21 protein-coding genes, 1 tRNA gene and 1 riboswitch are annotated in these 26,186 nt (G+C 73.8%); of the genes, 5 read left to right on the forward strand and 17 right to left on the reverse strand.

The features are described from left to right. Positions 1 to 14 precede the first annotated feature (14 nt). Positions 15 to 557 (reverse strand): VOC family protein, encoded by a 543-nt coding sequence (locus ACFXOZ_RS11120; RefSeq protein ID WP_375883028.1) that lies wholly within the window; start codon positions 555 to 557, stop codon positions 15 to 17. A 192-nt stretch (positions 558 to 749) separates the two neighbouring features. Here ACFXOZ_RS11120 and ACFXOZ_RS11125 point away from each other — a divergent pair, with 192 nt between their 5' ends. Next, positions 750 to 1,331: an Lrp/AsnC family transcriptional regulator gene (locus ACFXOZ_RS11125; protein WP_380589486.1), complete on the forward strand. Its 582-nt coding sequence runs from the start codon at positions 750 to 752 to the stop codon at positions 1,329 to 1,331. A gap of 11 nt (positions 1,332 to 1,342) precedes the next feature. Here ACFXOZ_RS11125 and ACFXOZ_RS11130 read toward each other — a convergent pair whose 3' ends face one another. The 3 genes from ACFXOZ_RS11130 to ACFXOZ_RS11140 form a co-directional block, all read right to left on the reverse strand. Then, complete coding sequence (locus tag ACFXOZ_RS11130) at positions 1,343 to 2,149, reverse strand: S16 family serine protease (protein WP_380589489.1); 807 nt, start codon at positions 2,147 to 2,149, stop codon at positions 1,343 to 1,345. Between the two features lie 69 nt (positions 2,150 to 2,218). Next, positions 2,219 to 2,869: a helix-turn-helix domain-containing protein gene (locus tag ACFXOZ_RS11135; RefSeq protein WP_350564128.1), complete on the reverse strand. Its 651-nt coding sequence runs from the start codon at positions 2,867 to 2,869 to the stop codon at positions 2,219 to 2,221. 372 nt (positions 2,870 to 3,241) lie between these two features. Then, a complete protein-coding gene (locus ACFXOZ_RS11140; protein WP_375883453.1) occupies positions 3,242 to 5,074 on the reverse strand; it encodes a DEAD/DEAH box helicase in 1,833 nt (610 codons plus the stop codon). A gap of 310 nt (positions 5,075 to 5,384) precedes the next feature. On the opposite strand from ACFXOZ_RS11140, the gene ACFXOZ_RS11145 reads away from it, so the two are divergent. Further along, positions 5,385 to 5,813 (forward strand): SsgA family sporulation/cell division regulator, encoded by a 429-nt coding sequence (locus ACFXOZ_RS11145; RefSeq protein ID WP_375883023.1) that lies wholly within the window; start codon positions 5,385 to 5,387, stop codon positions 5,811 to 5,813. 70 nt (positions 5,814 to 5,883) lie between these two features. Here the strand turns inward: ACFXOZ_RS11145 and ACFXOZ_RS11150 are convergent, their stop codons facing one another. From ACFXOZ_RS11150 to ACFXOZ_RS11160, 3 genes are read right to left on the reverse strand one after another with little or no spacing between them, the layout of a single operon-like run. Continuing rightward, entirely contained in the window at positions 5,884 to 8,484 is a 2,601-nt protein-coding gene (locus ACFXOZ_RS11150; protein ID WP_380589492.1) for a rhomboid family intramembrane serine protease, read from the reverse strand. Further along, on the reverse strand, positions 8,451 to 9,776 hold the full coding sequence (locus tag ACFXOZ_RS11155) for an alpha/beta hydrolase-fold protein (RefSeq protein ID WP_375883019.1): 1,326 nt from the start codon (positions 9,774 to 9,776) through the stop codon (positions 8,451 to 8,453). Before ACFXOZ_RS11155 ends, ACFXOZ_RS11150 begins: the two co-directional genes overlap by 34 nt. Continuing rightward, positions 9,773 to 10,414 (reverse strand): class F sortase, encoded by a 642-nt coding sequence (locus ACFXOZ_RS11160; protein ID WP_380522510.1) that lies wholly within the window; start codon positions 10,412 to 10,414, stop codon positions 9,773 to 9,775. The genes ACFXOZ_RS11155 and ACFXOZ_RS11160 overlap by 4 nt, the downstream gene beginning before the upstream one ends. Before the next feature lie 445 nt (positions 10,415 to 10,859). Between ACFXOZ_RS11160 and ACFXOZ_RS11165 the strand changes: the two genes are divergently transcribed. Continuing rightward, the gene (locus ACFXOZ_RS11165) at positions 10,860 to 12,167 is read left to right on the forward strand and encodes a hypothetical protein (RefSeq protein WP_380589495.1); all 1,308 of its coding nucleotides are present in this window, start codon (positions 10,860 to 10,862) and stop codon (positions 12,165 to 12,167) included. A 7-nt stretch (positions 12,168 to 12,174) separates the two neighbouring features. On the opposite strand, the gene ACFXOZ_RS11170 is transcribed toward ACFXOZ_RS11165, so the two are convergent. Continuing rightward, entirely contained in the window at positions 12,175 to 13,614 is a 1,440-nt protein-coding gene (locus tag ACFXOZ_RS11170; RefSeq protein ID WP_375883011.1) for an MFS transporter, read from the reverse strand. 96 nt (positions 13,615 to 13,710) lie between these two features. After that, positions 13,711 to 14,025 (reverse strand): DMT family transporter, encoded by a 315-nt coding sequence (locus tag ACFXOZ_RS11175; RefSeq protein ID WP_375883009.1) that lies wholly within the window; start codon positions 14,023 to 14,025, stop codon positions 13,711 to 13,713. A 44-nt stretch (positions 14,026 to 14,069) separates the two neighbouring features. Beyond that, positions 14,070 to 14,138: riboswitch (guanidine-III (ykkC-III) riboswitch) on the reverse strand. A gap of 80 nt (positions 14,139 to 14,218) precedes the next feature. Here ACFXOZ_RS11175 and ACFXOZ_RS11180 point away from each other — a divergent pair. Then, positions 14,219 to 14,290, forward strand: a tRNA-Cys gene (locus ACFXOZ_RS11180). Between the two features lie 171 nt (positions 14,291 to 14,461). On the opposite strand, the gene ACFXOZ_RS11185 is transcribed toward ACFXOZ_RS11180, so the two are convergent. From ACFXOZ_RS11185 to ACFXOZ_RS11210, 6 genes are all read right to left on the reverse strand, one after another. After that, positions 14,462 to 16,792, reverse strand: coding sequence for a xanthine dehydrogenase family protein molybdopterin-binding subunit (locus ACFXOZ_RS11185; RefSeq protein ID WP_380522508.1), 2,331 nt, complete (start codon positions 16,790 to 16,792; stop codon positions 14,462 to 14,464). Beyond that, positions 16,789 to 17,991, reverse strand: coding sequence for a 2Fe-2S iron-sulfur cluster-binding protein (locus ACFXOZ_RS11190; protein ID WP_380589498.1), 1,203 nt, complete (start codon positions 17,989 to 17,991; stop codon positions 16,789 to 16,791). Before ACFXOZ_RS11190 ends, ACFXOZ_RS11185 begins: the two co-directional genes overlap by 4 nt. Then, positions 17,988 to 18,854, reverse strand: a complete 867-nt coding sequence (locus ACFXOZ_RS11195; RefSeq protein ID WP_375883450.1) for an FAD binding domain-containing protein — start codon at positions 18,852 to 18,854, stop codon at positions 17,988 to 17,990. The genes ACFXOZ_RS11190 and ACFXOZ_RS11195 overlap by 4 nt, the downstream gene beginning before the upstream one ends. A gap of 324 nt (positions 18,855 to 19,178) precedes the next feature. Next, positions 19,179 to 20,789 (reverse strand): beta-N-acetylhexosaminidase, encoded by a 1,611-nt coding sequence (locus ACFXOZ_RS11200; protein WP_380589501.1) that lies wholly within the window; start codon positions 20,787 to 20,789, stop codon positions 19,179 to 19,181. A gap of 91 nt (positions 20,790 to 20,880) precedes the next feature. After that, positions 20,881 to 21,165, reverse strand: coding sequence for a DUF3039 domain-containing protein (locus tag ACFXOZ_RS11205; protein ID WP_360239079.1), 285 nt, complete (start codon positions 21,163 to 21,165; stop codon positions 20,881 to 20,883). Between the two features lie 109 nt (positions 21,166 to 21,274). Beyond that, on the reverse strand, positions 21,275 to 21,868 hold the full coding sequence (locus tag ACFXOZ_RS11210; protein WP_375883000.1) for a YqgE/AlgH family protein: 594 nt from the start codon (positions 21,866 to 21,868) through the stop codon (positions 21,275 to 21,277). A gap of 299 nt (positions 21,869 to 22,167) precedes the next feature. Here ACFXOZ_RS11210 and murA point away from each other — a divergent pair, with 299 nt between their 5' ends. Continuing rightward, positions 22,168 to 23,508: a UDP-N-acetylglucosamine 1-carboxyvinyltransferase gene (gene murA / locus ACFXOZ_RS11215; RefSeq protein WP_375882997.1), complete on the forward strand. Its 1,341-nt coding sequence runs from the start codon at positions 22,168 to 22,170 to the stop codon at positions 23,506 to 23,508. 70 nt (positions 23,509 to 23,578) lie between these two features. Here the strand turns inward: murA and ACFXOZ_RS11220 are convergent, their stop codons facing one another. Then, complete coding sequence (locus tag ACFXOZ_RS11220; protein ID WP_030059737.1) at positions 23,579 to 23,860, reverse strand: HU family DNA-binding protein; 282 nt, start codon at positions 23,858 to 23,860, stop codon at positions 23,579 to 23,581. 532 nt (positions 23,861 to 24,392) lie between these two features. Further along, a complete protein-coding gene (locus ACFXOZ_RS11225) occupies positions 24,393 to 25,865 on the reverse strand; it encodes an NAD-dependent malic enzyme (RefSeq protein ID WP_375882994.1) in 1,473 nt (490 codons plus the stop codon). Between the last annotated feature and the right edge of the window lie 321 nt (positions 25,866 to 26,186).

Here is a 26,186-nt window from a genome sequence, read left to right on the forward strand (position 1 = left end):
CGCGGGCGCCCCCGTCACCACCCCGCGAAGGCCTCGTACCCCGGCAGGTACGGCCCCGCGTACCCCGACCGGTCGACCAGGGTGTGCCGGGAGCCGCCCGGCACCGCGATGGTGGCCAGTACCACCGAGCCGTACCGGTCCCGCACCTCGTACGGTTCGGCCAGCGACAGCGCGCCCCGGTCCACGGCGTAGTCGTACGCGTAGGGGACGTCCGGCACGCCGACCGCGAGGTCCAGCACCCCGTCCCCGTAGCGCTCCAGGTGCGCCGCCAGCTCCCGGCCGCGCGGGCCGATCACCTGCACCGGCGAGGTGAGCACGATCCGCGTCCCGGGCCCGGCCAGCACGTAGGAGACCGCCTCCGGGTCACCGGTCCCCGGCCCGGCGTACGCCGTACAGCGCAGCCCGAGCGCCGCCAGGTAGCGGCGGGCCGCCCGCTCGGCGTCGCCGACCACGAACACCAGCGCGTCGGCGCGGCCGGGCGGCAGCGGCCCCGGGTCCTCCGGTCCCCCGGCCGGGCCCGCGGCGAGCAGGACGGATTCGGCGGCGGTGTCGGTCATGACGGCCCTCCCGGTAGGCGTACGGACCACCCGGCGCCCGGGGTGGGGCCCGGAGCACGGGATCGTGGCTGGAGGGTGGCGCCGGGCCGACCGACGCGCAACTGTTCCGTTTCCTCCTGGTCAAGCTGCGCCCCGGAGCGGGAGAATCGGCGGCACCGCTGTACAGAATGCCCACCGGAGGACCGAGCCGCGATGCCCCCCGCCCACTCCCCGAGCGCCCCGGGCTCCCCCGACCCGTCCGCCCCCCAGGGCGCCCCCGCGGCCCCGGCCGCCGCCGGCACCGGCACCGGCGGCGGCGGCGGCAACGACACCATCGACGCCCTGGACGGCCGACTGATCCGGCTGCTCGCCGAGGAGCCCCGGATCGGCGTGCTGGAGTGCTCGCGCCGGCTCCAGGTCGCCCGGGGCACCGTGCAGGCCCGGCTGGACCGGCTGCAGGCCAAGGGGGTGATCAGCGGGTTCGGCCCGGAGGTGGACCCGGCCGCGATCGGCTACCCGGTGACGGCCTTCGCCACCCTGGAGATCTCCCAGGGCCAGGGCGCGGACGTGCGGGCGCACCTGGCGCGGGTGCCGGAGGTGCTGGAGCTGCACACGATCACCGGGATCGGGGACATGCTGGTGCGGATCGTGGCCCGCTCCAACGCCGACCTCCAGCGGGTGATCGACCGGGTGCTGGGCTTCGACGGGATCGTCCGCTCCTCCACCGCGATCGTGCTGGAGAACCCGGTGCCGTACCGGATCCTGCCGCTGGTGGACCAGGCGGCCGCCGAATAGGACGGGGCGGCTCAGCAGCTGGGAACGCTGCCGCCGCTCTTCAACGCCTCGAGCGCCTGCACCGACTCGGCGAGCGTGCCCACCGGCACCAGCCGCAGCGTCCTGGGGGTGTTCACCTTGGCGTCCGTGCACTCGTCCTTGGGCAGCAGGAACACCGTGGCGCCGTCCCGGGCCGCCGCCTGGGTCTTCAACGGGACGCCGCCGACCGGGCCGACGGTGCCGTCGTCGTCGATGGTGCCGGTGCCCGCGATCCTGAGCCCGCCGGTGAGGTCGCCGCCCTTGCCGTCACCGGCCAGCTTGTCGACGATGCCCAGCGCCAGCATCTGTCCGGCGCTGGGGCCGCCCACGTCCCCCAGGTCGACCTTGACCTTCACCTGGGCCGGCGAGAGGTGGAGGTAGCCGAGCGCGGCCGCGGTGGCGCTGTCCTGGGACTCGGCCATCTGCTGGGCCGTCACCTGCTCCGCCTTGGCCTGGTTGCCCTGCGGGTACACCGTCTCGGTCGGCCGGACGGCCTCCTTCGGGTCGAACCAGGCGCGCAGGCCCCGCCAGAACGTGGTCTTCTGCCCCGGGTTGGTGGCCGAGATGGTGACCATCCGCAGCTCGCCCTCGGTGCTGCGCAGCGGCGCCCCGGTGATGGTGAGCACCGGCCGGTCCTGGTAGCTGCCGAGGGTGTCCGCGGTCAGGCCCGGCCAGGTGATCGTGTACGGCAGCGGGACGAAGGCCGCCACGCCGAACAGCGCGGCGACCAGGACCCCGCAGAGCGCGAGCGAGCGGGTCCGCGGGGACGGGAGGGCCTTGGGCAGCTTGGTGTCGGACACAAGGGGAATCCAAACACACCCGACACTCCCGCGTGGTTCGCCCGCTCGCCCCGCGCCGGACGGCGGGCGCTACCTCAGGGCGTCGGCCACCTCGGTGGCCGCCTCCACCACCCGGGGGCCGACCCGTTCGGGCACCAGCCCGTTGAGCATCACCACGCCGACGCTGCCCTCGATGCCGCTCAGCCCGAGCAGCGCGGCGGCGGCCCCGCTGGCCCCGGACTGCTCCTCCGCACGGGTGATGACGAATCCCTGTTCGGGACGGCGCTGGCTGGGGAAGCCGCGGGCCTCCAGGATCGCCCGGCCGGCCGCGCTCTCGCCGAGCGGGTGGCGCAGGCCGGTGCGGTAGGCGACGTGGAAGTCGGTCCAGCTGGGCTCGACGACGGCGACGGCCAGCGCCTCGTTGCCGTCCACCAGGGTCAGGTGGGCGGTGGCGCCGAGGTCCTCGGCGAGGCTGCGCAGGGCGGGGAGTGCGGCCTCGCGCAGCAGCGGGTGGACCCGGTGGGCCAGGCGCAGCACGCCGAGGCCGACCCGGGCCCGGCCGCCGATGTCACGGCGGACCAGGCCGTGCTGCTCCAGGGTGGCGAGGAGCCGGTAGACCACGGTGCGGTTGACGGCGAGGCGGGCGGCCAGCTCGGTGACGGTGAGCCCGCGCTCGGAGTCGGCGAGGAGCTTGAGGACGCGGACGCCGCGATCCAGTGTCTGGGAGGTCTCTGCTGTCACGACGGGCAGTCCTTTCCGCGGCGCTCGCGGGGCGTGCGGCGCCGGGCCAGAAGGTCGGTGTCGCGCGCAGGTGGGGGTGGCCGCGCTCGGGCCGTGCGGCGTCGTCCTTGACGACCGCACGGTCCTGCGGAGCCCGTCCCGCGGGGGTTGCCCGGCGGAAGAGCGTGGGGGAAAGGTAGTGAAGGAATTCCCGCGGCGGAAGTGGTTGTCCAAAATTCGGTCGTGATCGGCATCACCGCCGCCGGGAATTCCGGACAAACCCTGCCGATCCACCGGCCCGACCAGGGCGTCAGTTCGACCCCGGTCCGATGTCCGGACACTCCGGGGGGAGGCGGTCCGGGCCGCGGCGGCCCGGATCCGCCTGCCGGACCGTTACTTCGCCCACTCCCGGATCTTGGCGATCCGCGCCGTCAACTGGTTGGCGGTGGCCTGCGCGGTCAGCGGCCCGCCGCACTGGCGGCGCAGCTCGTTGTGGACGGTTCCGTGCGGCTGGTTGGTGCGGTGGTGCCAGGCGGCGACCAGCGCGTTCAGCTCCTTGCGCAGCTCGCGCAGCTCCTGGTGGGTGACCACCGGCCGCTGCTCGGCCGGGAGCTCCAGCAGGTCGGCCTCCTCGGCGGGCTTGGTCTTGCTGCGCTGGATCTGCCGGTGCTGGCGCTTCTGCAGCAGCATCTGCACCTGGTCCGGCTCCAGCAGGCCCGGGATGCCGAGGTAGTCCTCCTCCTCCTCGCTCCCCGGGTGGGCCTGCATGCCGAACTCCATGGCGTTGTACAGCACCCGGTCGAAGACCGCCTCGGAGCCCAGCGCCTCGTAGGAGAACTCCTCGCCGCCCGCGCCGTCCGGCCCGTCGTTGGCCCGCTCGGCCTCGGCGAGCAGCCGGTCCTCCTCGTCGAAGAGGCCGTCGCCCTCCTTCTTCGGCCGGTCCAGCACGTGGTCGCGCTGGAGCTCCATCTCGTTGGCGAAGCCCAGCAGCATCGGGATGGTCGGCAGGAACACCGAGGCGGTCTCGCCGCGCTTGCGGGCGCGCACGAAGCGGCCGACGGCCTGGGCGAAGAACAGCGGGGTGGAGATCGAGGTGGCGTACACCCCGACGCACAGCCGGGGCACGTCGACGCCCTCGGACACCATGCGGACGGCGACCATCCAGCGCGAGGTCCCCTCCGCGTAGTCGGAGATCCGCTTCGAGGCCTCGGTCTCGTCGGAGAGCACCAGGGTGACCTTCTCGCCGCTGATCTCGCGCAGCATCTTGGCGTAGGCGCGGGCCACGTTCTGGTCGGTGGCGATCACCAGTCCGCCGGCGTCCGGGATCGCCTTGCGGACCTCGGTGAGCCGGCGGTCGGCGGCCTGGAGGACGGAGGGGATCCACTCGCCCTGCGGGGAGAGCGCGGTGCGCCAGGCCTGGGCGATCAGGTCCTTGGTCATCGGCTCGCCGAGCCGGGCCTCCAGCTCGTCGCCGGACTTGGTGCGCCAGCGCATGTTGCCGCTGTAGCTGAGGAAGATCACCGGGCGGACGACGTGGTCGGCGAGCGCGTGCCCGTAGCCGTAGGTGTAGTCGGCGATGGACTTGCGGATGCCGTCGCTGCCCGCGTCGTAGGCCACGAAGGGGATCGGGTTGGTGTCCGAGCGGAACGGCGTCCCGGTCAGCGCCAGCCGGCGGGTGGCCGGCTCGAAGGCCTCGAAGCAGGCCTCGCCCCAGGACTTGGAGTCACCGGCGTGGTGGATCTCGTCCATGATCACGAGGGTCTTGCGGGCCTCGGTCCGGTTCCGGTGCAGCATCGGGTTGACCCCGACGCCCGCGTAGGTGACCACGATGCCGTGGTAGTCCCGGGAGAGCGGGCCGGAGGAGTACGCCGGGTCCAGCCGGATGCCTATCCGTGCGGCGGCCTCGGCCCACTGCTTCTTGAGGTGCTCGGTCGGGGCGACGACGGTCACCTGCTGCACCAGGTGGTTGTGCAGCAGGTACGAGGCCAGGGTGAGGGCGAAGGTGGTCTTGCCGGCGCCCGGGGTGGCGACCGCGAGGAAGTCCCGCGGCTGGGTCTCGATGTACTTGTCCAGCGCACCCTGCTGCCAGGCCCGCAGCTTGCCCGCGGTGCCCCAGGGGGCACGACCGGGGAAGGCCGGGGAGAGGTGGTGCGAGGCGGCGGGCGCGGCGTGGCCGACGGCCCGGGCGGGCTCCTGCTGCTCCGGTGCGTCGGAAAACAGCGGCATCGAGGAGGCGGCGGCAGTACTCACGGTCTCCGAGGGGGGATCATCGCAGGTCAGGGGCGGTTTGGCGGCCCCGTCCCGCGGTCGGGCGGCGATCGGACAACCCGCCCAGCGTACCGGGCCGGCGCCGTTCGGGCCTCCAGGCCGGGCTCCGCGCCGGGCCGGGGCGGCCGGAAATCGCTGTGACGCAGGTCACGTCGATTCCTCCGTGGAACCGGGTAATCCCCACTGTCCCCGGGACTCTCACCAGGGTGAGGCCGCCCCAACCCCACCTGCCGTCGGGCGGCCCGCACCGAACGAAGGGACCCACCCCTTGTACTCCGCCGTCGAAGAGACCGTCCAGGCCCGCCTGATCCTCTCCCCCCAGCGTTCCGCCCGGCTGCGCGTGGTCCTGTCGTACCTGCCGGAGGACCCGTACGCGGTCCGGATGGCCTTCCCGGCCGAGTTCTCGCTGGACGGGCCCGCGGACGAGCGGGCCGGCGAGGACATCGTCTGGGTGTTCGCCCGGCAGCTGCTCTCGGCCGGCCTGGAGCTGCCGGCCGGCGTCGGCGACGTCCACGTCCGCCCGGCCCCCGCCCGGCACACCATGGTCGAGCTGCGGGCCCCGGAGGGCACCGCGCTGCTCCGGTTCGACACCGGGGACCTGCGCCGGTTCCTGTGGCGCAGCCGCCTGCTCGTCCCGGAGGGCGAGGAGCACCTGCACCTGGACGCCGACCGCGCCCTCGCCCAGCTGCTCGGCTGACGTGGGCGCGGCTCCCGGGCCCGGGGCCGGGGCCGGGGCCGCCGCACGCCCGAGCACCGGTCCGGCCGGTTCAGCCGGACAGCTTGCGCATCAGCCGGACCCCCTGCGCCGCCGTGAGGTGCGGCAGATAGGCCTTGCCGATCGCCCTGGTGATGCCGGGCAGCGCGGCCGGGTCGGGGTACGCCATGTACATCGGCCGGTACTCCGGCTGGAACTTCGCCTTGAACGCCAGCAGCGAGCGGAACCCGTACACCGGCTCCAGCACCCGGCCCATCCAGTCCAGCATCCGCTGCAGGCCGGCGGGCTCCTCGTCCTGCCGGGCGCGGGCCAGCGGTGCCCCCGACAGCGAGAGGAAACGGGCGCCCTCGCCCTTGAAGCCGAGCGCGGCCGAGGCGATCAGGAACTCGTTCACGCCGCGGAAGCCGTCCGAGCGCCGCCGCATGAAGTCGAGCGTCCAGCCGACCGGCACGCCGTCCTCGTGCACCGGCATCCAGCTGGTGAGCCCGTGCACCACCCGGTCCTGGTCCACCGCGATCAGCACCCGCACGTCCGGGTCGTCCAGCTCCTCCAGCCCGCCGAGCGTGAAGCCCATCTCGGGCAGGCCCTTCTCGGAGACCCACTCCTCGGAGATGGCCCGGATCTGGTCGCGCAGCGCGAGCGGCGCCTCCTGGTAGGTCCACCACTCCGCGGTGATGCCCTGCTTCCCGGCCTTGTTCAGGGCGGTGCGGATGTCCTGCCACTTGCGGCCGGTGAAGGCCAGTTCGGGCAGCGGCACCACGGTGTCCTCGGCGACCTGCACCGAGCGCCAGCCCAGCTGCGCGGCCGCCGCCCTGGTCTCGGCGCAGACGCTGTAGAAGCACGGCGTCCAGCCGCGGGCGTCGCAGTAGCGGGCGAATCCGGCCACCGCCCGGGCCCGCGCCTCCGGGGCGCCGAACGGGTCGCCGGTGGTCAGCGCCACGGTGCCGACCACCCGGTAGGCGACGGCCGCGCGGCCCTGCTCGTCGAACCAGTAGTGGTTGCCCTCCCAGGTGGTGATGAAGGACAGCGTCCCGCCGCCGTGCTCGGCGAGCAGCGCCCGGGCCCGGGCGGCGGCGGCCGTGTCGGTGCGCAGCACCGGACGGCGGAACGCCGACAGCAGCGCGAGCAGCGCGACGACCCAGAACGCCGGCCCGCAGTACGTCTCCAGGAACAGCGCCATCGGGCCGACGGCTATCGGGTAGTCCGGCAGCAGGTCGTTGTAGGCGGGCGGCAGGAACTGGGCGGGCAGCCCGTTCACCAGTCCGCGCACGCCCGCGCCCGGCTCGAACTGCCCGGCCACCAGTCGCCCGACGCCCACGTAGGTGGCCGCGGCGACCAGCGCGGCCCCGCCGACCACGACGGCCAGCCGGCGCACCGCCCGGCCGGTCAGCCGCAGCCGGAACCGCTGCCGGGTGGCCAGCAGCAGCACGGTGGTCAGCAGCGGCAGCAGCATCGCCTCGACGAAGTACTGCACCGCGTCCCCGCTGACCGGCCCGGCCTCGAAGTACAGCCAGGCCAGCAGCGCGGCCCAGAGCACCTCGGTGACGACGCTGATCCGCCAGGCGAACCGCAGGCCCCGGCGCAGCCCCTCGGCGAGCACCAGCAGCAGGGCCGGGAAGAGCGCGGCCATCAGCCGGGCGGGGGTGTCGAATATCCGCTCGACGGCGTGCGCCCGGGCGCAGTCGTGCGCCGAGGCGGCGCAGAAGTCGGCCACCTCCTCGGGGCTGAGCCGGTGCGAGAGGTACAGCTCGGAGAAGGTGTTGAACGGACCGCTGGCGTTGTCGTACAGCGAGGCGATCAGCGGCCCGCAGGCGGCGGCGACCAGGCAGAGCGCGACCAGCACCCGGGTCTCGCCGTGCGAGGAGCGGTGGGTGCGCAGGTACGGCCGGCCGCGGCTGAGCAGGGCGCCCAGGCCGAGGCCGAACAGCGCGCCGGCGCAGCGCTGGACGCTCTGCAGGTGCCCCACGTACAGGGTCATGACCAGCGGGACGAGCAGCACCAGCAGGTGCAGCCGGCGGCGCCAGAGCACGGTGAGCCGGTAGCCGAGCACCCCGGCCAGGGCGAACAGGCCGACGGCGGGCCCGACCGAGGTCTGGTCGGCCACCGAGGCGGTCCACTGCTCCCCCGCCGAGGAGCCGAACGCGACCAGCCCGGTGCCCAGCAGGGTGCCGGCCACCTGCCCGCCGACCAGCAGCGTGAGGGTGCGCAGCCGGCCGAACCGGCGCTCGGCGGCCGGGCCGACCAGGAGCAGCAGCAGGCTGGTGAAGACGTACGAGCCGATGCCCGTGGAGAAGGACAGCGAGCTGACCGGCGTCCACCAGCGGCCCTCGCCGAGGGTGGGCAGGCCGACGCCGACCCGGGCGAGCAGCCGCCCGGACGGACCGCCGGACAGACTGCCGGTCGCCGCGCCGAGGGCCCAGAACCCGGCCAGCAGCGCCAGGGTCAGCGGCGCCGAGCGCAGCCGGTCGCCGAGCATCCGGACGGCCCGGCGGATCCGCTGCGGCCCGACCTCCCGCGTCGGGGTGACCGGGGCCAGGTGGGCGTCCTGCGGTTGCGCGGCCTCCGCGTCCCGCCCCTCCGCGCGCTCCCGCCCCTTGGCGACGCGCGCCGCCGTCCCGATCACCGGGTCAGCCCGGTCTGCTGGGCCAGCCACGGGATCTGCCGGACGATGCCCGGGCGGAAGACGACCCAGCCGTGACCTCCCGGCATGAGTTCGAACTTCGCCTTCATACCGGCCTCCTGAGCGAGCTGGTAGACCTTCTCCATCTGCGGTCTGAACTCCCCGTCGTGTTCGCCGACGACCAGCGCGACGCTGGTGTCCGGGAACTTCCGGCGGGCCATCACGTGGGCGGGATCGACCGCCTCGAACTTCTTCCCGTCGCCGCCGAAGGCCGCCTTGACGGTCTCCTCACGGGTGCCCAGGGTGGGCTCCTCCTGCCCGGACATGTCGAGCACGGTGCCGTACACGTCGGGCGCGTTGACCCCGAGCTGGAGGGCGCAGGTGCCGCCCATCGAGGCGCCGCCGATCGCCCAGGCCTTCGGGCCGGTGGCGGTCTGCAGGTTCTGGTGGACCCACCGGGGGACGTCCACCGCGAGGTAGGTCTGCACCTTGGCGATCTTCGAGTCCAGGCAGAGCGTGTTGGCCCAGGTCGAGCCGAGCTGGTCGGGCATCACGACGATCGGCGCCAGGCCGTGGTGCTCGGCCGCGAACGCGTCCATCGCCGCGTTGATCTGCCCGGAGAGCACCCAGTCCCCGGGCTGCCCGGGCTGGCCGGGGAGCATCACGACCACGGGCAGCAGCGGCCGCGGGGTGGCCTGGTAGGCGGGCGGGAGGTAGACGTACGCGTCCCGGGCCTTGAAGCCGGACCTGAGGCCCGGGATCGGGACCACCGAGACGGTGCCCTTGTCGGGCAGGTTCGCCGGGGGCTGCCAGACCTCGTCCAGCACCTGCTCCGGCTGGGCGGAGACGGTCTGCGCCACCTTGGCGGCGACCAGGCCCTCGGTCCTGGTCAGCCACGGCGCCAGCATCACCCGCCCGTTGGGGAACTGGCCGAAGCCGGTGTTCACCTCGGAGGCGGCCATCAGCAGGACCAGCCCGCTGAGGCCGAGCGCCAGGCCCCGGCGCGGCCAGGACAGCCGGCGCATCCGGTACCCCGCCAGGCAGAAGCCCAGCAGGGCGACGGCTATCCACCAGGTGACGTACCGGGGGGTGCCCTCCGGGAAGGGGTGCCACCAGCCGTCGACGACGACCTCCAGCAGCAGGCTGAGCGCCGCCGCGGTGATCAGCGCGGCGGGCAGCCGGACCCGCCACCAGCTGCGGCCGCGGCCGACGGCGAGCGCGAACAGCGCCGCCCAGCCGGCCAGCAGGACGGCTTGCGGGATGGGGCCGTGGGTGAGCGGCCAGTCGATCGGGTTCCAGCGGGTGGCGAGGGTGAGCGTGGTCATGCGGCTTTGCCCGGCGGTGTGGTGTCGGCCAGGAATCCGTAGGCGACGACGTTTCCCTCGTAGCCGTGTTCCTCGCTGTACGCGCCGCCGCAGGTGATCACCCGCAGCTGAGCGTCGGCGGCCTGGCGGTAGACCCGGTCGTCCGGGAAGTCCTTTCGGTCGTGCACTTCGATGGCGTACAGCTGGTAGACGGCGGTGGCGCCGTCGGCGCGGGCGATCTCGATCCGGTCGCCCCGGTGGAGTGCTCCCAGGTGGTAGAAGACGGCCGGTCCGGCCTTGTTGTCGACGTGGCCCGCCAGGATGGCGGTGCCGCGCTGGCCGGGGGTGGCGCCGCCGCGGTACCAGCCCGCGAGGTTGCGGTCGGCCGCGGGCGGGGCCTGGAGGTGGCCGTCGGGGTCCAGTCCCAGCTCGGTGACGGGGGCGTCCAGGCGGACGGCCGGGATGCGGATCCGGGTCGGGGCGGACGGGCCGAGCGGGGGGACGACGGAGACCGGGGCGAAGCCCGACAGCGCCTGTCCGCTCGGCAGCGGCGGCAGCACGGGCGCGCCGCCCCCGTGCAGCAGCCAGGCCCCGAGCACCAGGGCGGCGCCGGCCGCCAGGGTGCCCGGCCAGGGGCTCGTGCTCTGCTGGACGCCCACGGGTGCTCCCTTCTGCCGGCCCGGATCCCATTCCTGAGAGTTTGCTGGGAACTCATTCAATCGGATCGGACCCTAAGGCACGTCCCCACGACGGTCGTATCCGCACCCGCCGATCGGCAGGGATGACGGCTCCGGACCTGCACGGAGTGGGTGGGCGGCCACGGTACGTGACGTTCCGCTTCCGCGTCCGGGGGCGGCGCTCCCACCCGTACGAACACCTTCGACGTTTCGGCCCGCCGTTTCGGTTGCGTCAATCGGGCGATCGATCACGACCGTTCGCTGCGCCTCTACGACCGTTCTGGCCCACATGCCATCCTGACCCGGTCACGGGCTCCACCCCCTCCGGGCCGACCGGACCTCCGCGCGCCGCACGCACCCCGAACGCACCCCGCGCGCGCCTGCCGGACTCCGCCCGCCCGTCGAACACCTCACGAACGGAGTGACCATGGACGCGCTCTCCCGCCGAACCCTGCTGGCCGCCGGAGCGGCCGGCGCCGCCACCCTGGCAGCGGGCTGCGGCAGCGACCGGGCCGGCGGGGGCGGGGAGCACGCGGCCGGCGGCGCGGCCCCGGCCACCCCGGCGCCCGAGGGGCAGAGCGCCACCCCCGCCGCGGTCCCGCAGAAGCCGCAGGCCGTCCTGCTCGGCGACGGTTCCACCTCGGACACCGGCCCCCAGCCCCACCAGCCCGTCCCGGACCGGCTCCAGCCCGGCCAGCGGCCCCCGCAGTTCGTGGTCTTCTCCTGGGACGGCGCCGGCGAGCTCGACAACGGGCTGTTCGCGCGCTTCCGCCGGCTGGCCCAGGAGCACAACGCCTCGATGACCTTCTTCCTCAGCGGGCTCTACCTGCTGCCGGAGTCCAAGAAGGACCTGTACCGCCCGCCGCAGCACAAGGTCGGCGCCTCCGAGATCGGCTACCTGAGCGACCAGCACATCCACGACACCCTGGAGAACGTGCACGCCGCCTGGCTGGAGGGCCACGAGATCGGCACCCACTTCAACGGCCACTTCTGCGGCCCCACCGGCGTCAGCGCGTGGTCCCCGGAGGAGTGGGAGAGCGAGATCCAGCAGGCGATGGAGTTCGTGACGAGCTGGCGCACCAACACCGGCTTCACCGACCTGCCGGCCCTGCCCTTCGACTACCGCAAGGAGCTGATCGGCAGCCGCACCCCCTGCCTGGAGGGCCAGCGCAACCTGCTGCCCACCGCGGTCAAGCGCGGCTGGCGCTACGACAGCAGCGGCAACGGCACCCAGGTCTGGCCGCAGAAGATCCAGGGCGGCGCGCTCTGGGACCTCCCGCTGCAGTCCATCCCCTTCCCCGGGCACACCTTCCAGGTGCTGTCGATGGACTACAACATCATGTTCAACCAGTGCGGCCCCAACACCAAGGCCGACCCGGCGCTCTACCCGGGCTTCCAGGCCCAGGCCCGGGACTCCTACCTGATGGGCTTCGACCGCACCTACAACAGCAACCGTGCGCCGTACATCATCGGCAACCACTTCGAGGAGTGGAACGGCGGCATCTACATGAACGCCGTCGAGGACGTGCTCAAGTCGATCGCGGGCAAGCCCGAGGTGCGGCTGGTCTCCTTCCGCCAACTGGTCGACTGGCTGGACGCCCAGGACCCGGCGGTGCTGCGCAAGCTCCAGGGCCTCGGCCCGGGCCAGTCCCCGGCCGGCGGCTGGGAGGCCTTCCTCGGCACCCCGGCCGCGCCGCCGGCCGCCTCCCCCTCCCCCACCGCCGCCGCGTCCTGACCCCGGGTCAGGCCCGGACCCGCACCCGCCCGGCGAGCAGCGCCCCCAGCGCCGCCACCGCGGCCATCACCAGCAGGATCACCGCGAAGGCGCCGGGCGAGCCGTCGGCCCCGGCGCCCTCGTGCGCCGCGGCCAGTGACCCGCCGCCCAGCGCCGCGAACAGCACCCCGGCCAGACCGGTCAGCAGCACGTTGCCCAGGGCGTCGCTCATCTGCAGCGCGGCCGAGTTGGCCCCGGCGTCCTCGGGCGCGGAGAGCTTCATCATCAGCACGCTGACGCTCGCGACCGTCAGCCCCATCCCGATGCCGCCGACGCCCCAGGCCACCGAGGCCACCCAGGCCGGGACCGCCGGGACCAGCACCAGCGCGGCGGCCGCGATCGCCACCGCCGTCAGCACGAAGCCGCCCCGGATCATCGCCTCGCGGTACCGCTCGGCCCCCGGGCGGCCCTGCAGCCAGGAGCCCAGCGCCCAGGTCAGCCCGCCGCTGGTCAGGGTGAGCCCGGACAGGGTCGGCGAGAGGCCGCGCTCGGTGGTCATCATCAGCGGGACGAAGGCCTCGGCGCCGAGGAACGCCCCCGCCGCCAGCCCGCGCAGCAGGATCACCGTCGGCAGCCCGCGCCCGGCCCGCAGGGTCCGCTTCGGCAGCAGCCCCAGCACGGCCGGGGCCAGCAGCGCCGCACCGGCGACGCCGGGGAGCAGCCCGACCAGGTCCCGGCGCTGGCCGGCGTACTGCAGCAGGCCGGCGCCGACCGCCGCCATCGCGGCCAGCAGGGTGCGGCGGCGGTCGAAGTCGGCGCCCTTGAGCACCGGGTGGTCCCGCTCGGAGCGGGCCAGCGCCGGGCCCATCACCGCCAGCGGCAGCAGGATCAGCACCGGCACCGCCAGGAACACCCAGCGCCAGCCGAGGTGCTGGGTGACGGCCCCGGAGACCAGCGGCCCGACGATCGAGGGCAGCACCCAGGCCGAGGAGAAGGCGGCGAACACCGCCGGCCGCAGGCGCTCCGGGTAGGCCCGGCCGACCACCACGTACAGCGCGACGATCACCAGCCCGCCGCCCAGCCCCTGGATCGCCCGCCCGGCCACGAACACCCACATGCCCGGCGCCGTCCCGGCCACCACCAGGCCCGCGCCGAACACCGCGATGCCGGTGAACAGCGGCTGGAGCGGGCCGCGCCGGTCGCACCACTGGCCGGAGACGACCAGGGCGAACAGCGTGGTGGTGAAGTAACCGGAGAAGGCGAAGGCGTACAGCCCCAGGCCGTCCAGCTGCCGGGCCGCGGTCGGCATCGCGGTGTTGACGGCGGTCGCCTCGAAGGCGATCACCAGCACGACCGACACGATCCCGAGCGTCAGGGCCCGGAAGCGGCCGCTCATGACCCCGCCCCCGGGGTCAGCTCCGGAGGGTATCGAGGGGGAGTCGACCGAGGTGGGGGAGGCAGTGGTCATACGTAACATCGTAAGAGCCGTCCGCGTCCTTGACTCCTGACCGGAGTCCCTGACCGGGTCCGTCGCAGGGCCTAGGACCGGCCCCGGGGGCAGGCGTCAGTGCAGCACCTTGAGCCCCACCACGCCGCAGACGATCAGCAGCAGGCAGCCGATCCGGGCCATGGTCACCGCGTCGCCCAGGACGGCCATGCCGTAGACCGCGGTGCCGACCGCGCCGATGCCGACCCAGACCGCGTAGCCGGTGCCGATCGGGATGGTGCGCATCGCGTACGCCAGCCCGCCCATACTGAACAGCAGCGCGACGCCGAAGACGAGGCTGGGAACGAGGCGGGAGAAGCCCTTGGACGATTCCAGGGCCACTGCCCAGACGGTCTCCAGGAGACCCGAGACGATCAGAACGAGCCAAGCCATGACGGCCGTACCTCCGCAGTCCACAGCGGCCGGATTGCCGCTGAACTGCGCCGTCTTGTCGTCACCGGGTACGACGCGCTCGTCCGGGGTGGCGGGGAATCAACCACCTGCTCCGACCGTAGCACACATTGCCACACAGAATTTACACAACGTCATTGACCCCATTCGGCCGGTCCGCCATCCTGAATTCACTGGCCGTGTGCCCGAGTGGCTCAGGGAATCGTCTGCAAAGCGATGTACGCGGGTTCAATTCCCGCCACGGCCTCGAAAGGGGAATTGCCGGTCGACCGAAGTCGACCGGCAATTCCGCATTTCCCGTTCCGTTTCCGGCCGGCCCGACGGCCCGACCCGACCGCCCGGCCCGACCCGACCCGACCCGACCCGACGACCCGACGGGCACCCGCGGCGGCGGGGCCCGACGGCCGAGGGCGCCGGCTCAGGCCGTGACGGCGTCCTCCGGGCGGATCGGCAGCCGGCCCACCGGCAGCCCGGTGGCGGCCCGGACGGCGGCGGCGACCGCCGAGGGGGCGACCACCGCGGGCACCGCGCTGACCGCCTTGGCCCCGAAGGTGGCGACCACGTCCCGCTCCTCCAGCAGCGCGGCGATCCGCACCTCGGGAGTGTCCAGCGAGGTCGGCAGCCGGTAGCCGGTGAGCGAGGGGTTGGTCATCACCCCGCCCGAGGTCTGGAGGTCCTCCATCAGCGCCAGTCCCACGCCGTGGGCCACGCCCGCCTCGATCCGGTCCTCGATCTGGCGCGGGTTCAGCGCCCGGCCGACGTCCTGGGCGACGGTCATCTCGACCACCCGGACGGCCCCCAGCTCGATGTCCACGTCCACCACCGCGCGCATCGCGCAGAAGGAGATGGAGACGAAGGCGTCGCCGTGTCCGGACTCGTCCAGCGGCTCGGTCGGGTGCGGGCGGCACTGCGCGGTGGCCCAGAGCTCCTTGCCCTCCAGCGCCTCCGCGACCGGCATGCCGAGCACCCCGTCGTAGGAGGTGATCTTGCCGTCGGCGATCTGCAGCAGCTCCACCGACATCCCGAAATCGGCCGCGATCGGCTGCAGCAGCTGGTGGCGGACCATCAGCGCGGCCCGCTCGACCGCCCCGCCGGAGACCCAGGTGTGCCGGCCCCGGGCGGAGGGCCCGGCGATCGACTGGTCGCTGTCGGCCGGCGCGATGTAGACCTCGCTGACGCCCAGCACCGTCTGCACGATCTGCCGGGCCAGCGTGGCGAAGCCCTGCCCGGCGTCGACGGCCGCGCAGATCACCGTGGCGTGGTCACCGCTGACCCGCACGGTGGCGGTGGAGACCTCGTCCTCGCCCTCGGCGCCCAGCATGTGCACCATGCCGACGGCGTAGCCGATCCCGCGCCGCACCGCGGCCGGGTCCCCGGCCCCGCCGGGACCGCCGGGCAGCAGCCACTCGGCGTCCGGGTCGTCCACCGGCAGGGCCGGCAGCGGCTCGGCGGCCACCGCGTCCAGCAGCGCCTTCACCGGGGCGGGGCAGGTGACGGCCTGTCCGGTGGGCAGCGGGTCGCCGGTGGACATCGCGTTGCGGCGGCGGATCTCCACCGGGTCCACGCCCACCCGGGCGGCCAGCTGGTCCAGCTGCGACTCGTACGCGAAGCAGGCCTGGAGCGCGCCCTCGCCGCGCATCCGCCCGGCCGGCGGGTTGTTGGTGCGCACCGCCCAGGCGTCCACGAACACGTTGGGGCAGACGTACGGGCCGACCGAGAAGGCCGTCGCGGCGGCCAGCGCCTCGGCGGAGACGTCGGCGTAGGCGCCGCCGTCCAGCAGGATCTGCGCCTCCACCTTCACCAGGGTGCCGTCGGCGTCGGCGTGGTGGCGGTAGCGCAGCAGCGCGGGGTGGCGCGAGGTGTGGGTGTGGAAGGACTCCTCGCGGGTGAGGGTCATCTTCACCGGGCGGCCGGTGCGCAGCGCCAGCAGCGCCAGGGTGACCTGGAAGGAGAGGTCCTCGCGGTCGGTGGTGGCGCCGGGCACGCCGGTGACCACCAGGCGGACCCGGTCCGGCTCCAGGCCGAGGCACGCGGCGGTGCGGTCGCGGTCGCCGTGCGGGTCGGTGGAGGACAGGTGCAGCTCGACGCCGCCGTCCGGGCGCGGCACGGCCAGCCCGGCCTCGGCGCCGAGCGGGGCCGGGTCCTGCCGGCCGACCTGGTAGAGGCCCTCGACGATGATCTCGCCGGCCGCGTCCGGGTCCCCGGTGCGCAGCGGCAGGTGGCGGAACAGGTTGCCGTCCGGGTGCAGCGCCGGAGCGGTGAAGGCCTGCTCGGGGTCGGTGACCGCCTCCAGCGGCTCGTAGTCGACCGCGATCAGGCCGACGGCCAGCCGGGCGGTGTCGGGGTGGTCGGCGGCGACCGCGGCGATCGGCTCGCCGTGGTGGCGCACCACGCCGGCGGCCAGCACCGGGCGGTCGGAGACGATCGGGCCGGCCGGGGCGCCGTCCGGCAGGCCGTCCGGGCCGGGCGGCAGGTCGGCGGCGGTGACCACGGCGTGCACCCCGGGCAGGGCGAGCGCGGCCGAGGTGTCGATGCCGCGGATCCGGGCGTGCGGGTGCGGCGAGCGCAGCACCGCGCCCCACAGCAGCCCCTCGGCCCAGAGGTCGGCCGCGTACGGGTAGATGCCGAGCGCCTTGGGCAGCGCGTCGCTGCGCAGCGGGGAGCTGCCCAGGCCGAAGGGCTCCGGTCCGGCGCCGCCCTCGCCGCCGTCCTGCTGGAGTGCTGCGCCGATGTCGGTAGGCGACGTCATGATGCGTGGTCGTCCTCGGGGAGCCGGATGCCGTGGGCGGGGGTGGCGCCGTAGGGGACGCCGGTGGTCGGGACGCCGGCCTCGGCCGGGGTCCCGTGCGGGTCCGCGTACGGGGTGCCGTGCGGGGGCGTGCCGTCGTGGACGGCGCCCGGCAGCGGGGTGCCGTGCGCGGGGGTGGGCTCGTAGACCGGGGCGTCGTAGCCGGTGTCGTAGCCGGTGTGCTGCTGGTGGCCGTCCGGGTAGCCGGCCGGCACGTAGGTGCCGTGCGCGGGGGTGGCCTGGTAGGGCTGCTCGGGGTAGCCCTGCGGGTAGTACACCTGGTCGCCGACGGCCTGGGCGGGGATGCCGGGCTGCATCCCGGTCAGCGCGGAGGTGTCGTACACGCCGGTGTCGTAGCCGCCGTCGCCGTACGGCTGCTCGGCGGGGGCCTGGGCCGGCTGCGGGGCCTGGGCCTGGGCGGGCACCGGGGCGGGGGCCGGTTCGACGGGCGGCTGCGGGACGTGCTCGATCCAGGCCTCGGAGTCGGCGTAGACCGGCGGTTCGACGGCCGGCTCCGGCTCGACGGCGGCGGCCGGGGCGCCGGTCCCGGCCGCCGGGGCCGCGGTGCTCCCCTCGGCGGCCGCGGCGGCGGCCTCCTCGGCCTCCTCGACCTCCAGCGCGCGGGCGTCCGCGACGGTCTGGACGGCGGCCAGCACTCCGCGGTAGCCGGTGCAGCGGCACAGGTTGCCGCACAGCGCCTGCCGGGCCTCGACCTCGGTGGGCCGGTGGTTGCGCTGGAGCAGGTCGTGCACGGCCATCGCCATGCCGGGGGTGCAGTAGCCGCACTGCACGGCGCCGGAGGCGGCCAGCGCCTGCTGGACGTCGCTCGCGCCGCCGCCGGCCGACAGGCCCTCGACGGTGTTGATCTCGCTGTCGGCGGCCAGCGCGGCGGGCACCAGGCAGCCGGCCACCAGCTGGCCGTCCACCTGCACCGAGCAGGCCCCGCACTCGCCCTGCTCGCAGCCGTCCTTGGCGCCGGCCAGGCCGAGCCGCTCGCGCAGCACGTAGAGCAGGCTCTCGCCGATCCAGGCGTCGGTGACGGGCCGTTCGAAACCGTTGACCCGCAGCGTGTAGGAGGCGCACGGGCGCAGCTCCCGGCTGACCTGCGGGGTGAGGCCGAGCGGGTCGGCGTCGAGGGTCTCGATGGGGTCTGTGGTCACTTCAGCGCCCTTCCCAGTGCCCGTCGGGCCAGCACCGATACGGTACGCCGCAGCCGGACGGCGGCCGCGGTCGGCCCCTCGGTCGCGGCCTCCCAGGCCCCTTCGGCACCGTAGTTGTCGGGGACGCAGGCGGCGGCGACGTACTCGCCGAAGGCGGCGCCCGCGGCCGGGTCGATCTCCCGGCTGCCGTCCCAGTCGATGCAGCCGGCCACCCAGGCCTCGGCCTCCAGCGGGCGCAGCGGCACCGGGGCGACGGCCCCGACGGCGCAGCGCACGGCGCGCCGGGCCGGGTCGAGGACGAGTGCGACGGAGGCGGTGGCACGGGCCGGGCCGCTGCGGCCGGTGGCCTTGAGGAAGACCTGCGGCGCGTGCAGCAGCGGGACCCGCACCCAGGTGAGCAGTTCGCCGGGGCGCACCGGGTCGAGTCCGGTGAGCAGGTGACTGACCGGCACCTCGCGGCTGCCGCCGGCCCGGGCGAGGGTGACGCTGGCCTCCAGGGCGGCGAGCACCGGGAGGGTGTCGCCGGCCGGGGCGGCGGTGACGATGTTGCCGCCGAGGGTGCCGACGTTGCGGACCTGCGGCGGGCCGGCGGTGCGGGCGGCGTCGGCGAGGGCGGGGATGAGCGCGGCGAAGTCGGGGCGGTCCATCCGGGCGTGGGTGAGTCCGGCGCCGAGCACCGCGGTGCCGCCGTCCTCGTAGCGCCAGCCGCGCAGTTCGGTGATCCGGCCGAGGCCGACCAGGGCGGCGGGGCGCAGCCGTCCGGCGTTGACGGCTTCCATGAGGTCGGTGGCTCCGGCCACCGGTACCGCGGCCGGGGCGGCGGCCAACGCGTCGACGGCCTCGTCGAGCGAGGCCGGCAGCATGATCGTCCGGTTCACCTGGGTCCCACCGTGCTCCACTTGCTCATCGATCGTCTGCCGCCCGCGGCCGTGGCCGCACTGCACTGTCCGCGTCAGCAGCCCGGCCTGGCCGTAGGGTACGGGCGATCGGGCCGGGTTGGGCAACTCTGGCACACAATGCTCGATGATCATTTCGGGACCGGTGAACGGGACTGCCCGATTGGGACGGATACCGGGCGGTATCTGCCCCGACCCGAACGGGACCGGGGCAGATGTTCATCTCTTCTTGACGTCAGATGACCGTCCATAAGTTCCCGACGAACACATCGGCGCACCGCCCGCACCGCCTCAGCGCACCGGCGGCGGCCCCTCGATCGGCCGCCCCGCCACCCCGGGCCGGCGCTGCCAGGGGTGCGGCCCGTAGGCCGGGCGGTACTCGACGCCCAGCGCGTCCAGCACCGCCAGGTGGCCCCGCAGCCGCCGCTCGAAGCCGGCGTAGTCGCGCTCGGCGGGCACGGCGGGCAGCGCGGACCAGGCGACCTCCGCGAAGGCGACCAGCCGGGGGAAGGCCCGGTAGTCGATGTCCCGGGCGCTGTCCATGAACTCGCTCCACAGGTTGGCCTGGGTGCCGATGACGTGCCGGGCGGCCTCCCCGTCCAGCTGCTCGGGGACGGGCTCGAAGCGGTAGACGTCCTCCAGCGTGCGCACGAAGCCGACCGGGACCGGCTCGTCCGGCCCGTCCGCCTGCCGGTGGTCGAAGTAGACGTGCTGCTCGGGGCACATCACCACGTCGTGCCCGGCCTTCGCGGCCGCGATCCCGCCGCCGAAGCCGCGCCAGGAGGAGACCGCCGCGCCCGGGGCGAGGCCCCCCTCCAGGATCTCGTCCCAGCCGATCAGCCGGCGGCCGCGCTCGGCCAGCCAGCGGTCGAAGTGCCGGATGAGGTGGCTCTGCAGCTCGTCCTCGTTGGCCAGGCCCAGCTCGCGGATCCGGGCCTGGGCGGCGGCGCTGTCCTTCCACTGCTCCTTGGGGCACTCGTCGCCGCCGAGGTGGACGAACTCGGACGGGAACAGTTCCAGGACCTCCTCCAGCACCCCCTCGAAGAAGCGCAGGGTCTCCTCGGAGGCGTTGAGCACGTGGTGGCTCACCCCCCAGTCGGTCCAGACGCCGAGCGCGGCGGTGTCCACCACGTCGGTGTTGCCCAGCTCGGGGTAGGCGGCGACGGCGGCCTGGGTGTGGCCGGGCAGGTCGATCTCCGGGACGACGGTGACCCCGCGCGCGGCCGCGTAGGCGACGATCTCGCGCAGGTCGTCCTGGGTGTAGTAGCCGCCGTGCGGGCGGTCGTCCCGGCGCTGCGCGGACCGGTAGCCGACCATCGAGCGCTCCCGCCAGGCGCCGCGCTCCGTCAGCCGCGGGTAGCGCTTGATCTCCACCCGCCAGCCCTGGTCGTCGGTGAGGTGCAGGTGCAGCACGTTGAGCTTGTGCGCGGCCAGCAGGTCGACGAAGCGCAGCAGGTCGGACTTGGGCAGGAAGTGCCGGGCGACGTCCAGCAGCGCGCCGCGCCAGCCGAACCGGGGTTCGTCCGCGATGTCCGCGCCGGGCAGCACCCAGCCCTCGGCGCGCAGCGGGGAGCGGCGGTAGGCGTCCGGCCCGAGCAGCTGCCGCAGGGTCTGGGCCGCCCACAGGGCGCCGGCCGGCCCGCCGGCGGTGAGCAGGGCGTGGCCGGGGCGCACCGCGATCCGGTACGCCTCGGCGGCCAGGGTGTCGTCCAGGACCAGCTCGATGCCCGTGCCCGGCCGGCCCGGACCGAGCGGCAGCCCGGTGGCGGCGGACAGCGTGCCGCGCAGCCAGCGCTCGGCGTCGGCCAGTACGGGCGGTGCGGTCAGCGTGGTGGCGGCGTCGAGCGGGAAGTCCCCGTCCGGGCGCCGGACGGCACTCGAAGGTGCGGGAATGAGGTCCATTCCGACATCCTGCCCAGGCCCCGAACGATTGGCATAGACCACCTGGGAAACGCGGTGCTATGCAAAACGGCGTCCTGCAGACGGCGGCGGACTACTTGCCGCCGTTGTCCCCGTCGCCGCCCTGCGGCTTGCCGATGCCGTCGTAGATCTCCTTGCACATCGGGCAGACCGGGTACTTCTTCGGGTCGCGCCCGGGCACCCACACCTTGCCGCACAACGCCACCACCGGGGACCCGGAGAGCGCGCTCTCCATGATCTTGTCCTTCTGGACGTAGTGCGCGAAGCGCTCGTGGTCGCCGTCCCCGTGGGACACCTGGGGGACGGGCTCGACCAGGGTGCCGGTGCCGAGGCCGCGCTCGGGCTCAAGAGTGCTCATGGGTGCCAAGTCTATGGGCGCCCCGGGAAACCGGGCCAGTGTCACGCGGCGGCCCGGGTTCCCCGGGCCTCGACACGGGGCCGGACGGGCCGGACGGGCCGGACACGCCCTAGTTCATCGTCGGGTCGTCCGGGTAGGTCGCCAGCAGGGCCAGCGGGCTGCGCTGGCGGCGCAGCACCGAGCGCCACAGCCGTTCCGGCTCCGGGCTGGAGACGTCCCCCGGCTCGCAGTCCACCAGGTACCAGGCGCCGCTCCCCAGCTCCGACTCCAGCTGGCCCGGCGACCAGCCCGCGTACCCGGCGAAGATCCGCAGGCTGCCCAGCTCCCCGGCCAGCACCTCCGGCGGCGCCTCCAGGTCGACCAGGCCGATCGCGCCGTGCACCCGGCGCCAGCCGAGCGGCTCCCCGGTGCCCGGCTCCCCCGGCGCGACGGCCAGGCCGAGCGCCGAGTCCAGCGCCACCGGCCCGCCCTGGAACACCACCGCGGGCTGCCCGACGAGTCTGCCCCAGCCGTCCAGCACACTGCCCACCTCGACCGGCGTCGGCCGGTTGAGCACCACGCCGAGCGCCCCCTCGGCGTCGTGGTCGAGGAGCAGCACCACCGCCCGGGCGAAGTTCGGGTCGGTGAGCATGGGCGTCGCGACGAGCAGACGGCCGGTGTGGGACCGGCCTCCGTGCGAATGGGCCGCCGTCATGCCACACATGATCCCGCAGAACGGCACCGGCCGGACACCGCAACACCCGAAACCCCGCCACGCCGGACGAGCACCCGTACGGCCGAACCGGCGGGCGGGAGCCGGGCCGGAGAGAGCACCATCACGGGAGAGGCAAACGGGAACCATCGGGACGCCCACTACCATCTACGGATGGTGGACGCCCCTCTACGGTGCCGACTCGGATTCTCCGGGGGCCCGAACGCGCCCGTACGCCTGTACCACCGGTCCACCAGCGGTTCCGTGACGGAACCGTTCCCACTCCTCTGGCACCCCGGATTGCGAGAACGATGACCGACGACGTCCTGCTGGTCCACGGCGGAAACCCGCTCGAAGGCGAGATCCGCGTCCGCGGTGCGAAGAACCTGGTCCCCAAGGCCATGGTCGCCGCCCTCCTCGGCCAGGGCCCCAGCAGACTGCGCAACGTCCCGGACATCCGCGACGTCAAGGTGGTCCGCGGCCTGTTGCAGCTGCACGGCGTGACCGTGCGCACCGGCGACGAGGACGGCGAGCTGATCCTCGACCCCTCGCACGTCGAGAGCGCCAACGTCGCCGACATCGACGCCCACGCGGGCTCCTCGCGGATCCCGATCCTGTTCTGCGGCCCGCTGCTGCACCGCCTCGGCCACGCCTTCATCCCGGGCCTGGGCGGCTGCGACATCGGCGGCCGGCCGGTCGACTTCCACTTCGAGGTGCTGCGCCAGTTCGGCGCCACCATCGAGAAGCACCCGCAGGGCACCTACCTGGTGGCCCCGCAGCGGCTGCGCGGCACCAAGATCGAGCTGCCCTACCCCTCGGTCGGCGCGACCGAGCAGGTGCTGCTCACCGCCGTCCTCGCCGAGGGCGTCACCGAGCTGCGCAACGCGGCCATCGAGCCGGAGATCGTCGACCTGATCTGCGTGCTGCAGAAGATGGGCTCGATCATCACCCTGGGCACCGACCGCACCATCCTGATCACCGGTGTGGACGAGCTGAACGGCTACAACCACCGGGCCCTGCCGGACCGGCTGGAGGCCGCCTCCTGGGCCTGCGCGGCGCTGGCGACCAAGGGCGACATCTACGTCCGCGGCGCCCGCCAGCTGGAGATGATGACCTTCCTCAACACCTTCCGGAAGGTCGGCGGCGCCTTCGAGGTGGACGACGAGGGCATCCGCTTCTGGCACCCGGGCGGCGAGCTCAAGGCGATCGCCCTGGAGACCGACGTGCACCCGGGCTTCCAGACCGACTGGCAGCAGCCGCTGGTGGTCGCGCTGACCCAGGCCACCGGCCTGTCCATCGTCCACGAGACGGTGTACGAGTCGCGGCTGGGCTTCACCGGCGCGCTCAACCAGATGGGCGCGCACATCCAGCTCTACCGCGAGTGCCTGGGCGGCACCCCGTGCCGCTTCGGCGCGCGCAACTTCCTGCACTCCGCGGTGGTGTCCGGCCCGTCCAAGCTGATGGGCGCCGAGCTGGTCATCCCGGACCTGCGCGGCGGCTTCTCGTACCTGATCGCGGCGCTGGCGGCCGAGGGCACCTCGACCGTGCACGGCATCGACCTGATCAACCGCGGCTATGAGAACTTCATGGAGAAGCTGCGGGACCTCGGCGCCCACGTCGAGCTGCCCAGCGAGCAGCTGGTCGACGCGTAACGACCGCACGCACGACGAGAGGCCGGGCTCCCCGCGGGGAGCCCGGCCTCTCGGGCGTTCAAGGGGTGGTTCAGGCGCCCTTGGCGGCTTCCTTCAGCTTGGAGCCGGCGCTCACCTTGGCGCTGTAGCCGGCCGCGATCTGGATCGGCTCGCCGGTCTGCGGGTTGCGGGCGGTGCGGGCAGCGCGGTGGGTGCGCTCGAAGGTCAGGAAACCGGGGATGGTGACCTTCTCGTCGCCCTTGGCGACGACCTCGCCGACGATCTCGGCGAAGGCGGCCAGAACGGCGTCGGCGTCCTTGCGGGTCACCTCGGCGCGCTCGGACAGCGCGGCCACCAGCTCACTGCGGTTCATGTGTACTCCTGTGGTCTGTTCGCTTGCGGTGTGCGGGGGCCCATCGGTGCTCCCACCGGGGGGCACCCGGATGGGCCGCAGGTCCGCACACTGTGCTCATGCAGGCATTGCGTGGTCGCAGGCCGGGTCCGTACCCGTATGCCGCGCGCCGGAGCCGTCGAAGAGGCCCGCCGCCTGCCTGGGAACGAATCCTGCCCCGACCGGCCCCGAGAAAGCCAATCGGGCCCCGGCCGAGCCACCCGAACATCGCCCGCCCGTTGGAGGTGTGACGCTCCGTCGGCTCCGGCGGACCGGGCGCGGACGGCGGTCAGGATGACACGCCGGAAGACCAGGGGGACGTTCCGTACTTGTCGGACACGCCTGCCCCGGCCAGGGCTACCGTACGCCCTAGGCACGACAAGCCCAAACACGCCCCTCGCCCTTGTGTCGCAAGGGTTCGGGGCGCGCTTGGGCGGGTATGGCCGCTAATCGGACATTTGACCGATCGGCGACCGGCCCGCGAGCCGGGCCGTCCGGCGCCCGGCCGGGGCCGTCAGAGCTTGACGGTGGGGAAGGCCGAGGTGTCCAGCGTGCCGACGATGCCGGGGGTCGGACGGGCCGGTACGGCGGGCTCCTGGGCGTCCGCCAGGGCCGCCTCGCGCACCGCCGCGGCGACGGTCTTGGCGACGTCCTTGTGGAAGACGCTGGGGATGATGTAGTTCGCGTTCAGCTCGTCGTCGGCGACGGTGGTGGCCAGCGCGCGGGCCGCAGCGATCATCATCTCGGTGTTGACCGTGCGGCTCTGGGCGTCCAGCAGGCCGCGGAAGACACCCGGGAAGACCAGCACGTTGTTGATCTGGTTCGGGAAGTCGCTGCGGCCGGTGGCGACCACGGCGGCGGTCTGCCGGGCCACCCCGGGGTCGACCTCCGGGTCCGGGTTGGCCAGCGCGAAGACGATCGACCGCTCCGCCATGGTGGCCAGGTCGTCGCCGTCCAGGACGTTCGGGGCCGAGACGCCGATGAACACGTCCGCGCCCGCCACGGCCTCCTTGAGGCTGCCGGTGCGGCCCGAGCGGTTGGTGTGCTCGGCGATCCAGCGCAGGCTGTCGTTGAGGTCCTCACGGCCCTGGTGGACCACGCCGTGCACGTCGGCGACGGTGGCGTGCTCGACACCGGCGGCCAGCAGCAGCTTGAGGATGGCGGTGCCGGCCGCGCCGGCGCCCGACATCACCACGCGGATGTCGCCGATCTCCTTGCCGACCACCTTCAGCGCGTTGGTGAGGGCGGCCAGCACCACGATCGCGGTGCCGTGCTGGTCGTCGTGGAAGACCGGGATGTCCAGGGCCTCGCGCAGCCGGGCCTCGATCTCGAAGCAGCGCGGCGCGGAGATGTCCTCCAGGTTGATCCCGGCGAAGCCCGGGGCGATCGCCTTGACGATGGCGACGATCTCGTCGCTGTCCTGGGTGTCCAGGCAGATCGGCCAGGCGTCGATCCCGGCGAAGCGCTTGAACAGGGCCGCCTTGCCCTCCATGACGGGCAGCGCGGCCGCCGGGCCGATGTTGCCCAGGCCCAGCACCGCCGAGCCGTCGGTGACCACGGCGACGCTGTTGCGCTTGATGGTCAGGCGGCGGGCGTCCTCGGGGTTCTCGGCGATCGCCATGCAGACCCGGGCCACGCCCGGGGTGTAGATCATGCTGAGGTCGTCACGGTTGCGGATCGGCAGCTTCGAGGACATCTCGATCTTGCCGCCGAGGTGCATCAGGAAGGTGCGGTCCGAGACCTTGCCGATCGACACGCCGTCGATCGCCCGGAGCTTCTCGACGATCTCCTCGCCGTGCGCCACCGAGGAGGCCGCGACCGTCACGTCGATCCGCAGCGCCTCCAGGCCGGAGGCGGTGACGTCGAGACCGGTCACCGATCCGCCGGAGGACTCCACTGCCGTGGTGATCGCGCTGACCGCGTTGCCGCGGGCCGGGACCTCCAGTCGCACCGTGATCGAGTTGGAGACACTGGGCACCGTCGCCATCGACGCTTCCTTCTTCCGTCTGTCCCGCAGGCTCAACATTTTGTTGAAGGCATCGCCTGCGCATGCTAGACCTCGATCGTCGCACCTTCCAAGGGGTTGCCAGAAATAACGTTCATTGAGTGTGCGGATCCGACAAGCGGGCCGCGTCGCCCACAGTCTCCGGGCGCACACTCCTTGCCTCTCCCGGCCGATGCGTTACATTGGACGGGACACCGGCTCGATCCAAGCCCCCGGGCCCAACCTTCGTCCCTCAGAGGGACCACTTGCCGCGAGGCGAGCATGGCGGGTCGGTGTCGTCAACGTCCGAAGGCCCCTCACCAG

The organism is Kitasatospora sp. NPDC059160 (genome assembly GCF_042755465.1).
Taxonomy (GTDB): Bacteria; Actinomycetota; Actinomycetes; order Streptomycetales; family Streptomycetaceae; genus Kitasatospora.